This window comes from Parendozoicomonas sp. 2304DJ65-17 (genome assembly GCF_058148445.1).
Map to the genome: position 1 here is coordinate 618,210 of NZ_JBYVJV010000001.1, position 10,470 is coordinate 628,679.

Annotated in this window: 12 protein-coding genes; 8 read left to right on the forward strand and 4 right to left on the reverse strand. The window is 47.7% G+C overall.

Going from position 1 to position 10,470, the window contains the following annotated elements; translation table 11 throughout:
* Positions 1-125: 125 nt before the first annotated feature.
* The 4 genes from ACY2RR_RS02840 (at position 126) to ACY2RR_RS02855 (ending at position 4,487) form a co-directional block, all read left to right on the forward strand.
* Positions 126-683, forward strand: a complete 558-nt coding sequence (locus tag ACY2RR_RS02840) for a sigma-70 family RNA polymerase sigma factor (RefSeq protein WP_490106626.1) — start codon at positions 126-128, stop codon at positions 681-683.
* Positions 680-1,336 (forward strand): ChrR family anti-sigma-E factor, encoded by a 657-nt coding sequence (locus ACY2RR_RS02845; RefSeq protein ID WP_490106627.1) that lies wholly within the window; start codon positions 680-682, stop codon positions 1,334-1,336. The genes ACY2RR_RS02840 and ACY2RR_RS02845 overlap by 4 nt, the downstream gene beginning before the upstream one ends.
* Before the next feature lie 83 nt (positions 1,337-1,419).
* The gene (locus tag ACY2RR_RS02850; RefSeq protein WP_490106628.1) at positions 1,420-2,796 is read left to right on the forward strand and encodes a sodium-dependent transporter; all 1,377 of its coding nucleotides are present in this window, start codon (positions 1,420-1,422) and stop codon (positions 2,794-2,796) included.
* Between the two features lie 302 nt (positions 2,797-3,098).
* Complete coding sequence (locus ACY2RR_RS02855; RefSeq protein WP_490106629.1) at positions 3,099-4,487, forward strand: sodium-dependent transporter; 1,389 nt, start codon at positions 3,099-3,101, stop codon at positions 4,485-4,487.
* Positions 4,488-4,613: 126 nt separating this feature from the next.
* On the opposite strand, the gene ACY2RR_RS02860 is transcribed toward ACY2RR_RS02855, so the two are convergent.
* Genes ACY2RR_RS02860 through ACY2RR_RS02875 form a run of 4 tightly spaced genes read right to left on the reverse strand, consistent with a single transcriptional unit; the run spans position 4,614 to position 8,030 of the window.
* Positions 4,614-5,183, reverse strand: a complete 570-nt coding sequence (locus ACY2RR_RS02860; RefSeq protein WP_490107048.1) for a PqiC family protein — start codon at positions 5,181-5,183, stop codon at positions 4,614-4,616.
* Positions 5,183-6,145: an MlaD family protein gene (locus ACY2RR_RS02865; RefSeq protein ID WP_490106630.1), complete on the reverse strand. Its 963-nt coding sequence runs from the start codon at positions 6,143-6,145 to the stop codon at positions 5,183-5,185. The genes ACY2RR_RS02860 and ACY2RR_RS02865 overlap by 1 nt, the downstream gene beginning before the upstream one ends.
* On the reverse strand, positions 6,142-6,924 hold the full coding sequence (locus ACY2RR_RS02870; RefSeq protein WP_490106631.1) for an ABC transporter ATP-binding protein: 783 nt from the start codon (positions 6,922-6,924) through the stop codon (positions 6,142-6,144). The genes ACY2RR_RS02865 and ACY2RR_RS02870 overlap by 4 nt, the downstream gene beginning before the upstream one ends.
* A 2-nt stretch (positions 6,925-6,926) precedes the next feature.
* The gene (locus ACY2RR_RS02875; RefSeq protein ID WP_490106632.1) at positions 6,927-8,030 is read right to left on the reverse strand and encodes an MlaE family ABC transporter permease; all 1,104 of its coding nucleotides are present in this window, start codon (positions 8,028-8,030) and stop codon (positions 6,927-6,929) included.
* 188 nt (positions 8,031-8,218) lie between these two features.
* Here ACY2RR_RS02875 and ACY2RR_RS02880 point away from each other — a divergent pair, with 188 nt between their 5' ends.
* Genes ACY2RR_RS02880 through ACY2RR_RS02895 form a run of 4 tightly spaced genes read left to right on the forward strand, consistent with a single transcriptional unit; the run spans position 8,219 to position 10,453 of the window.
* Positions 8,219-8,683 (forward strand): GspH/FimT family pseudopilin, encoded by a 465-nt coding sequence (locus tag ACY2RR_RS02880; protein ID WP_490106633.1) that lies wholly within the window; start codon positions 8,219-8,221, stop codon positions 8,681-8,683.
* A gap of 5 nt (positions 8,684-8,688) precedes the next feature.
* A complete protein-coding gene (gene pilV, locus ACY2RR_RS02885) occupies positions 8,689-9,132 on the forward strand; it encodes a type IV pilus modification protein PilV (protein ID WP_490106634.1) in 444 nt (147 codons plus the stop codon).
* Positions 9,129-10,016: a prepilin-type N-terminal cleavage/methylation domain-containing protein gene (locus ACY2RR_RS02890; protein WP_490106635.1), complete on the forward strand. Its 888-nt coding sequence runs from the start codon at positions 9,129-9,131 to the stop codon at positions 10,014-10,016. Before pilV ends, ACY2RR_RS02890 begins: the two co-directional genes overlap by 4 nt.
* Positions 10,013-10,453, forward strand: coding sequence for a pilus assembly PilX family protein (locus ACY2RR_RS02895; RefSeq protein ID WP_490106636.1), 441 nt, complete (start codon positions 10,013-10,015; stop codon positions 10,451-10,453). The genes ACY2RR_RS02890 and ACY2RR_RS02895 overlap by 4 nt, the downstream gene beginning before the upstream one ends.
* Positions 10,454-10,470 lie beyond the last annotated feature (17 nt).

A 10,470-nucleotide genomic window follows, 5' to 3' on the forward strand; every position in this document is an offset into this window, starting at 1 on the left:
TGCTGTGCTTTTACGGCTGCATTTCAATTTTAGATCATGATCCAGTTGCTTTTCTCAGACGTATGCTGCATTAAGTATCTGTTGGCTGTTTACCTATCATGAACTTGGCACTTAACTATAAAAACATGAAATCCAGAAACAGCGCCCCTCCAGGTTCAGAAGATCTGGGGCAAAAACTGGTCGATCTTGGCAAATATCGCGATAAACAGTTGTTTCTGCCAATTTATGACCACTTCGCTCCCCGTCTGAAAAGCCACCTTATGAGTCGCGGAGCCCATAGCGAGCAGGCTGAAGAACTGGTACAGGAAGCCATGCTGGCCGTGTGGAAACACTGTGGCACTTTTAACCCTGATAAAGCGACTGCTTCCACCTGGATATTCCGTATCACCAGAAACCTCTGGATAGACCGGATGAGAAAGGACAAATCTCATCTATTGTCACCCATTGATAACTACCCTGATCCGGCTTTTACCCCCAGCCTTGCTCCCGCTGACGGCAAGATATTGAAAAATGCCATCGCATCACTACCACAATCACAGGCTCAACTGGTTTACAAAGTGTATTACGAGGGAAAAACCCACAAAGAAATCGCTGATGAATGCGACATTCCTTTAGGCAGTGTGAAGTCGGGATTGCGGTTGGCTTTCGAGAAACTTCGTAAATTTACGGGAGGTGTACAATGACTCCCCATCATCACCCAGATGCCAGCACCCTGATGAGCTATGCGGCAGGTAGCCTTCCTGACGCTATTGCAACGGTTGTGGCATGCCATGTTTCAGTGTGCAGACAATGTCAGGAAGCTGTGGCTGAAGCAGAACAGTTAGGCCGTTTTCTGATGGAGCAGCAACCAGATGCAGAGCTTTCTAAAGATGCTCGCTCCAAAATGCTCGATATGCTGGATTCCGTTGAACCGGAATCTCCAGAAACAGAGCAAACAATAACGCCTCAGGAAGCCGACAGTGAAATCCCCCTGCCACTGCGTTCTTACCTGGGAACAAACTTTGACAGTTTACGCTGGAAGTCTATGGCTCCGGGAATGAAGCAGTTCATTATCCCTTCAACTCAGGGGCAATTAAGACTGCTGCGAATCGCACCGGGTACCAGTATGCCGATTCATGGTCATACCGGATCAGAACTGACCATGGTTTTAAAAGGTTCCTATAGCGATGAGCTGGGACGTTTCGGAACAGGCGACGTGGCTGATCTTGACCCTGAAATCCAGCACCAACCAGCTACAGACACTCACGAAGATTGTATCTGCCTGATTGCGACAGATGCTCCGTTGAAGTTCACCAAACTGGTGCCAAGACTTCTGCAACCTTTCTTCAGATTGTAAGCGTTATCCCCGCCTGCAACAGGCGGGGAACCCTTGGTACAGCTAGACTGTTTCCCAATATCTGAATCATTTTGGAAACATCTATGCCGTCAGACTCGCCAGAACAAACAGCCTCTCTGCCCCGTTTTGGATTCAGCACACGTATTGGTTTTGTTCTGGCGGCTGCGGGCTCTGCTGTGGGTCTTGGCAATATCTGGAGTTTTCCGGCTCAGGTAGCGGAAAATGGTGGCGCGGCCTTTGTTCTGGTGTATCTGGTTTTATCCCTTTTACTCGCCTATCCGGCCCTTGTGGCAGAGTTGATGATTGGTCGTTATGGCCAGAGTAACCCGGTTTCAGCGCTTGAGTCTGTTCCACAAAACCCAGCCTGGCGCACAGTGACAAAATTTACCGGTATTGTTGCTGTTCTGATGATCTGCCTGATCTTCAGCTTTTACAGCATTGTGGGCGGATGGCTGGCGGGCTTTACCCTAGCACCTCTTTTTGAAACAACCGGCATGCCTTCTGCGTCATCCTGGTTGCAAACGTTCTCCCCAGCCCGAAACTTGCTGCTGGCTATTATTTTCATCGCCCTGACACTGGGAATAGTCAACGGTGGTGTACAAAAAGGGATTGAGCGGTGGTCAGCCCGGCTGATGCCACTTCTGGTTCTGCTTCTGGTTGGCCTGATTTTTACAGTTATGACGCAGGAAGGCGCCATAGAAGGATTACACCACTACCTGATCCCGGATTTCAGCCGGATCAATGAAACACTGATTATGAATGCGCTGGGGCAATCCTTCTTCTCAATGTCTCTCGGGGTTGGTGCCATGATGGTTTATGGTTCTTACCTGAAACGCAATGCCAACCTTCCTAATGTTGCCCTTCAGGTTTGTCTGCTGGATACCGGAATTGCGTTTCTGGCTGGTTTGTTGATTATCCCCGCTCTGTTTGTGGCACTGAATCTTGGGGTTTCTATCTATCTTCCCGATGGACATCTTGCCAACAGCGACACTCTAGTTTTTGAAGTTCTGCCAGCACTGTTTAACAACCTTGGTGTTTTGGGAATCCCCATCGCTTTGGCTTTCTTCTCTCTGATGTCCATCGCTGCACTCACATCATCCATTTCCATGCTGGAAGTGCCGGTTGCCTGCCTGACCGAAAGAGCTGGTTTATCCCGCAAAAAAGCCAGCCTGATTGTTTGTGTTGGAGTGCTCACTATTGTTGCGATTGTGATCGCAAAGTTCGATCCAATGTTTGGTGCAGTCGTCTCTCTTACAACCGGTTATGCCCAACCTATCGACAGTCTTTTATTCTGCCTTTTCGCTGGTTGGCTGATGGGTAGAAACAGAAAACTTCAGGAGATTCGCAAAGGCTGGCCTGATGTTGAAAAAAGCCTGTTTTGGAGGGTTTGGCCGTGGTACATAAAAATCATCTGCCCAACCATGATTGCCTCGATCTTTATCCTGCAACACCAATCGTAAATAGGTATTACCACTAAGAGATTTTCTGTAGCATTAACTGGTAGATTGCCAACTCATCTTATTAACTAGTGAATCGAGCATTGCATGCTGACTTCTGCCTTACAGACAGCCAACTCTGAACAACCGCATTTTGCGGCTGTTAGCAGTGCACGATTTAGCTATTACCTGGCTTACTTTATCTAGCCGGGTTGGCCCTATATGCCGACCTGTAAGACGGTCGGAAGAAATCTACGCAAGAACTCTCTCCTCCACCACTCTCTTACAGGTCTGCTCTTAAAAGAACAGTCATGCAGGAGAAGTACATGACATCAATACAAACGACAATAGCCGCTCCATCTGAAGTCTCGACAGGGGAAGCCTCAGCACGTCCTGGATTTTCATCCCGCATGGGATTTGTTATGGCAGCCGCAGGTTCTGCTGTAGGTCTGGGAAACATCTGGGGGTTCCCAACACAGGCTGCCCAAAACGGCGGCGCAGCCTTTCTGCTTGTTTACCTAGTAATGGTGGTCGCACTGGCTTACCCCATGCTGGTTGCAGAACTAACCATTGGTCGTTTAGCGAAAAAGAATCCGATCACAGCTCTTTCCTCTCTCTCTGAAAAACCTTTATGGAAAAAAGCCGGCGTTCTTTCTGGCATTGCCGGTATCACCACCCTCTCATTAATTCTGAGCTTCTATGCGATTATTGCCGGTTGGCTGATGGCGTTTATGGTGGAACCTTTAGCCCGGATGGCAGGAATGCCAGAGCTGGCAGACTGGTTGGTTTCCTTCTCAACTTCTCGAAACATGGCCACTATGGGCGTGTTTATGCTGCTCACTATTTACATCGTTAAGAACGGTGTAACCAAGGGCATCGAAGCATGGTCCAAGAAACTTATGCCCATGCTGTTCATCCTGCTTCTGGCACTGGCTGGTTACATCATCACTCTGCCCGGCGCCGAAGAAGGATTAAAAATGTACCTGGTTCCAGACTTCAGCCGCATCCTTGAACCATCTCTGTTGGTAAGTGCCATGGGACAGGCATTCTTCTCACTGTCTATCGGTACCTGTGGAATCATGGCTTACGGCAGCTATCTGTCTGAGAAAGAAAGTCTTCCTAAAACAGCCGGAATGGTTGCCACCCTGGATACCAGTGTTGCAGTACTTGCAGGCTTATTGATTCTACCAGCTATGACTGTTGCCCAGGCTAACGGTGTAGCAATTTACGGTAGCGATGGTGCTCTTCTGTCTTCAGATACCCTTGTATTTACTGTTCTTCCTACACTGTTCAACAACATGGGTAGTATTGGTTCTATCGTAGCTGTCGCCTTTTTTGTTCTGATGTCCATTGCTGCACTGACCTCTTCCATCTCCATGCTGGAAGCACCTGTTAATACCGCCTGTGAACACCTGAATCAGTCACGCCCTAAGATGGCTCTGGCTATCGGCAGCTTTATTGCCCTGATTTCCGCAATCATCATTTTAAACTTTGGCGAGCTGTTCGGATTCGTAATTACTCTGACCACCGTTTACGCCCAGCCAATTCTAGCCATGGTATTTGGCCTGTTACTGACCTGGGTACTACGCCGTGATCGACTGTTGAAAGAACTGAAGAAAGGTCACCCAGAGCTGGAGCAAGGCCTGTTCTGGAAGATCTGGCCCTGGTACGTGAAATTCGTTTGCCCAGTAATGATGCTGATGGTGTTTATCTAAATCTTGATGAGTTAGACCAAAGCCTCACCCACTTTGGTCTAATTTTTCTGAGGAACGGGAGAGCATACTATGTACACACTCTCCCCATATTACGGAGTCCACAGTGGCTCCGATTTTTTTCGAGAGTTAAGGTTGGGCAGCCAACTGACCTGAAACCTGCTTACTCAACTGTACAAGAACAGAACTCAGCCCCTGAACAAAGGCTTGCTCTTTTGTTTCTCCTTCGGCCGCCTGAGCAGCAAAAGATTCCTCTCCCTGTCGGTAAACTGTTTCCCGCATTCTGTTTTCAATACGCCAGTTCACTGTTATTTCAACGTTTTCACCAGGGAAAGATACATCTGTCAATTCAACAAATACGGATCGATCCGGGCGATCCCCCCCTAGCCACGGACCAACACTTACAGGTTGACCTGATAATTCCCTGCCCAGGTTTGTGCTTAACACGTGCTCAATCTGGCTTTTTACATCGGTACCCCAGCGGTCATTATCAGCCCGGTGAACCTTGTATCCGTCACTCCAGCTCAATGCGTTTGACGTCATCCACCCGGGAATAACAATGGGAGCAACTCCAACCTTCTGGGTAACTTTCAGGTTTCCAGCCGATGCATTAGCCTGCAACCGGTAGTAATCAAAGGTTTGAGTACTGGCACAACCACCCAAAACAATCAGCAGAACAAAACTGTAAAAAATCCGCATCACTGGTTTACCTTTGCTCGGCCGGTAAGAATCGAATTGGGCTGTTGTTCAAGCATAGTGGCTAGCTGCTCAACGGAGCGGGCAGCCCGGTCAAGACTGTTGAGACTTTCACCCAGCTTGTAGATAACCGGTGAGTCCGGTTGGAGATAAGCGTTCATGGCTACTGCTGTTTCGCTCATAGTGGCCATGGTTTTTTCCATGCCGGCCATGGCTTCATCCATTCTTATCCCGGCAGAATCTGCATTACTCCCCATCTTTCCTGAAGCCAGTTCAACTGCTGTCATAGTGCGATTCATATTGCCCGCCAGCTGCTGGAAGTCATCACTACCAGTAAGGGTTTTCAAGTTTTGAACTGTGCTGTTAATACCAGCAGGCAGCTCTTTGAAATCGCTGGAGTCGGTAAACCCGCGAATATTCGCCATGGTTTGCTGAAAGTCTTTAGCAAGGGCAACCAGATCCACTTCACTGAAGTCATTCAGCTTTTCCATATCACTGGGAACAGTGGGAATCTGGGGAAATTCAGTATCAACAAGAATGGTGCGAGGTTCACTGTTATAGAAATCCACTTCAATGTACAAAAGGCCAGTCAGCAAACTCTGCAGTTTTAGTTTTGCCCCAAGACCCTTACTGATAAGCAGCTCTATCAAACCTTCCCGGTTGTCTTCATCATCAAACTCAACCCGGCCAGGATAAACATCAATCACAACGGCATTGAGCGGCGTGTTGGAACCTTTATAGAAGCGCGCCTTTACACTGACAACTTCGCCAATCTGAACACCTTTCAGAGTAACGGGAGCTCCGGTATCCAAACCTTTTACCGAGGCATCGTAAACCAGCTCATATCGCATCCTGTCTTCACCAAAGACACTGCCGGTGTTAACAATCATCACCATGCCAATACCAAGAACCAGCATCACGACAATAAAGAAACCAACACCTGCCGCTTTTGTACGTGCATTCATTCCATAAGCTCCCCGTTTCTCCCTTCTTCGCCACGGGCAAGAAAGGAGCGAACAATATCCCTCTGGCTATGATCCCTTAACCATTTGGGATCACCCTGATCCAGCCAGGTTTTGGTGATGGCATCCAGATAAATACCATTGTTGGCAATAGCGAAAATACTGGCAAGTTCGTGGGTTACTATGACCACGGTTGTGCCGGTTGAATCCCGCAGATTCAGAATAAGATCATCAAGGCGACGTGCACTTAAAGGATCAAGCCCCGCAGAAGGCTCATCAAAAAACAGAATTTCAGGATCAAGAGCTATAGCTCTTGCCAGCCCGGCACGTTTACACATGCCACCACTGATCTGAGACGGATAATAATCTTCAAACCCCGAAAGCCCCACAAGCGCCAGTTTATAAGCCACCAGTTCAGACGCTTCTTTGCGTGGAACACCGGCATGGCGTACAGGCAGGGCAATATTTTCGACCAGAGTCATATCACTGAAAAGAGCGCCGCTTTGGAAGGTTACCCCCCAACGTGAACGGAGTTTCTGCCTTTCCTGTTCATCCGCACTGGTATAGCTGACACCGTTGTAAAGAATGTCTCCCGCAGCTGGTTCATACAAACCAGTAAGATGTTTGAGAAGAGTACTCTTTCCACAGCCACTTCCCCCCATCACTACAAAGATATCGCCCTGATTAACTTTAAAGTCGATATTTTCCTGGATCAGTTGAGATCCATAGCGCATGGTCAAATCGCGGGCTTCTATCACTGGGGTGGGCTTTTGATCATCCATGGTCAAATATCCAGGTGATAGAACATGATATTCAGGCCAGCATCAGCCACCACAAAGAACACAATCGCTAATACAACAGCTCTGGTTGTTGCCCGCCCAACAGCGGCAGAAGAGCTGCCACAGTTCATTCCCGACTGGCACCCAGCCAAAACGATTAACCAACCAAAGACCAAACCTTTAAAGCAGCCAACAGCCACATCAACAGGTGTAAATGAAGATAACAATTGGAAAAGATACATGCGGGGAGTCATATCCATAGTCATGGCAATCACTCCACCGCCAAGCATGCCCAGTACAAAACTGTAGATACACAACAAAGGCATAGTAATGGTCATAGCCAGCAGGCGTGGCATCACCAGAAAATCCATGGGACGAATGCCCATAGTGGTCAGGGCATCCACTTCCTCGTTAACTTTCATGGCTCCCAGCTCTGCGGCCCAGGATGCGCCGGTTCGACCAGCCATAATCACCGCCGTCATTAACGCGCCCATCTCCCGCACCATTCCTACAGCAACAAGATTGGCGACATAAACCTCAGCTCCAAACTGGCGCAGCTGAATGATGCCGAGATAAGCGAGAATCATCCCCACCAGAATACTGATCAGGGTAATAATGCCGATTGCCTGTGGACCCGATTGATTCAAACAGGACACTGCATCAACTGCGCGCATATGGCTACGCCCGGCGAAAAGGCGTAGAGAGCTCATGGTCATTTCACCGATAAAAACCATGGTATCAATAACTTCATCCCAGGCATGTTTTAACCCGGCAAACCGGCTATGACCATCTGGTGGCTGAGTTGTATTACGGGGTACGGCTGTAGCGAGTTCAAATAAACTTTTCAGATTTGATGGCAAGGCTGAAAAATCAAGCTGTTGCTGTTTTTCTGGGTAACGATGGATAAAAGACAACAGATATGCAGGAAACGCGGAATCCCATGAAAAACTTTCATCCACAATCAACTTGATAAGTTTTCTGGGTTCCTGTTTTATAAAATCTCTCAGATTATTGGCTTCAGCAGATCTCGCCTGTCCGCGCCAGTCGCCGGAAAGAGTAATCAGAAGATGTCGTTCATCTTCATGTTGATAAGAAACTTGTGCTTTCATCGCCCCAGAATAAATCCAGACCCATTCCCTTCAAGATATAGCAATTTCTCCATACAGACTATTGAGACAAGTAACACAAAACAAAAGAATACACTTTATACAAAATATACATAAAAAAAATTCGATGATATGATCCAAAATGCCGTAGCGCAGTCGTGTAAATCAGCTTGGAACTAGATGTAAGCAGAATGCACAGTAAAAGAAAAAGAATAAATAGTGGCTTCACGCTTGTAGAATTAATGGTTGTTGTGGCCATCCTTTCGGTACTGGCAACAGTTGCTGTACCCGGTTTCAATAACTTCATTCAACGTAACAGCGTTGCGTCTGAAGCCAATCGTCTTATATCACTTCTTCGTTACGCCCGCTCAGAGGCTGTACAACAACAGCAAGCTGTGCGCGTATGTCGTGCCAACGCAGCCCAGAACGCTTGTACAGCTGCTGGCAACAATGGTTTTCTGGTCATTAATGACTTCAGTTCTGAAGTTTTACAGGCAACTCCTCCTTTCTCAGGAGATCTGGTGATATCGAACGTCAATATCATCTTTTCAGAGGATGGTTCCACCGGGAATTCCGGAACCATTACGGTCAAGGACGGTAATAACAACAATTCAGCTGATATCCAGCTGAACGGTGCCGGACTGGTCACACTCTAAAAACAATGAAAAAAGCACATCTTGCCCCGGCGACTGTACGGGGCTTTTCGCTGATCGAAATTCTGATCGCCCTACTGATTCTCTCTGTGGGCATTCTGGGCATGCTGGCGCTTCAGGCACAGTCGGTAAAATCCAACATCAGTTCTGAGCAGAGAACTCACGCCTTGATGATTCTCGACAGCATTGAAGAAACCATCCTGGCAGATACAGACAACCGGGGGGCAAGCATCTGTGGAGCGAATGCTTTCGCTCCCTTTACCAATACACTCACAGGTATAGATAACACTGCCAGCTTAGACATGGTTGACGTAAACGCTCCCTGTCCCATCATCGATCCTGTCACCAACATGAATATCTACCGGTTCCGGGTTTCATGGGATGAACTTCAATCATTTAGCGATGATGCCCCCCAAAGCCCTACCGCAGTCATCAGGGAGGTAAGACTGTGATATCAACCAATGCTTTAAAATTATCTCAAAGAGGCCTTTCTCTTATAGAGCTGCTGATCGCTCTTGCACTTGGCACACTACTGGTATTGGGGATAACCCGCTATTCGATTGATGCTTTGCAGAGCCAGCAAGCCGTTATCGACCTAGCCGACATCCAAGACTCGGCACGTGTAACCATGGGAACAGTTCAAAGTAATATCCAGCGAGGTGGTTATCAAGGTTGTGGCAGATTTGCGCAGAACCTCTCAAGTGAACTAGCTGGAGACTGGGGCCAAAGATCCAAGTTTCTTACTTCCAATGCTATAGAGATTAGTGGAAGCAGCATTAGAACTGTATCTATGTCACCACTCCTTTCTGCTCCTGTTTCTCTCATTATCTCTGCAGACCGACGAACGATTACGATAGATAATTCTACCGCAGCCCCCGACGAGCATGTAACTTTTGACAAGCGCGATGATATTGATGCCAACCGATTAATTCTTGCAACATGCCAGATGATCGAAATAATAGATCCGCCAGAGATTGAGAAAGGTGATACCTCGTTCACTCTGGCAACCCCCATTAGCACAGAATTCATTCACCTTGATACAAATGAAGCCCTTGACGGTTTAACGCTGTATAACTACCGCGAGCATACACTCGCATATGGTGCCAACGGCATAAACATACAGGGTACGGGTGGCCAACCTGAACCATTTATTTCCAATCTGGAAACCAATGGTGCCGCATTTACAAGAGAAGACAATGGTACCTATACCGTCACGCTCAACTTCCTGGATACCCTGAGAAACGATATAGATGGAGCGCCACCTCAGGGGGAAAGTGAACCAGGCCTCTACACAACAAGAGTTATTCCTCGCAACCTGCTGGAGGAGCAACGATGAGCCTGCGCAGTTCTCAAAACGGTGCCACCCTGATCATTGCATTGGTGATGCTCCTGGTCGTCACCATGGTTGGCCTGTCAGGGCTTTACAATATTACACTCCAGAACAAACAGGTGCGTGTAATAGAAGAAAACCGTACTTTTTACAGCGCATCAAACGCTGTTTTTCAGCAGGCTCTCGTGGCACTGAATGCAAATCCCGAATTTGATAAATCGATTCCCTCTGTCTTACCCGGAACAGCAAGCGAAACTTCTTATAGAAACTTAGGTAACTGCAACGGTATAGGGAATAATTTAGAACAGCTATATCGCTGCAAGTCCGTCCAAACAACGGTTGGCTTCCCTACAGCTGGTGATGCAGATCAACCAGACCTTGAAGGCCCTAATCGCTCCTACACCTTGCATTATCAATACCGAAATTTCGGCACAGAGTTCTGAGCCATTCGTTGCCACTA

What these genes read in the sequence shown, in the direction of transcription:
- ACY2RR_RS02840 (WP_490106626.1), top strand. Translation starts at nt 126, where the DNA reads ATGAAATCCAGAAACAGCGCCCCTCCAGGTTCAGAAGATCTGGGGCAA.
- ACY2RR_RS02845 (WP_490106627.1), top strand. Translation starts at nt 680, where the DNA reads ATGACTCCCCATCATCACCCAGATGCCAGCACCCTGATGAGCTATGCG.
- ACY2RR_RS02850 (WP_490106628.1), top strand. Translation starts at nt 1,420, where the DNA reads ATGCCGTCAGACTCGCCAGAACAAACAGCCTCTCTGCCCCGTTTTGGA.
- ACY2RR_RS02855 (WP_490106629.1), top strand. Translation starts at nt 3,099, where the DNA reads ATGACATCAATACAAACGACAATAGCCGCTCCATCTGAAGTCTCGACA.
- ACY2RR_RS02860 (WP_490107048.1), bottom strand. Translation starts at nt 5,183, where the DNA reads ATGCGGATTTTTTACAGTTTTGTTCTGCTGATTGTTTTGGGTGGTTGT.
- ACY2RR_RS02865 (WP_490106630.1), bottom strand. Translation starts at nt 6,145, where the DNA reads ATGAATGCACGTACAAAAGCGGCAGGTGTTGGTTTCTTTATTGTCGTG.
- ACY2RR_RS02870 (WP_490106631.1), bottom strand. Translation starts at nt 6,924, where the DNA reads ATGGATGATCAAAAGCCCACCCCAGTGATAGAAGCCCGCGATTTGACC.
- ACY2RR_RS02875 (WP_490106632.1), bottom strand. Translation starts at nt 8,030, where the DNA reads ATGAAAGCACAAGTTTCTTATCAACATGAAGATGAACGACATCTTCTG.
- ACY2RR_RS02880 (WP_490106633.1), top strand. Translation starts at nt 8,219, where the DNA reads ATGCACAGTAAAAGAAAAAGAATAAATAGTGGCTTCACGCTTGTAGAA.
- pilV (WP_490106634.1), top strand. Translation starts at nt 8,689, where the DNA reads ATGAAAAAAGCACATCTTGCCCCGGCGACTGTACGGGGCTTTTCGCTG.
- ACY2RR_RS02895 (WP_490106636.1), top strand. Translation starts at nt 10,013, where the DNA reads ATGAGCCTGCGCAGTTCTCAAAACGGTGCCACCCTGATCATTGCATTG.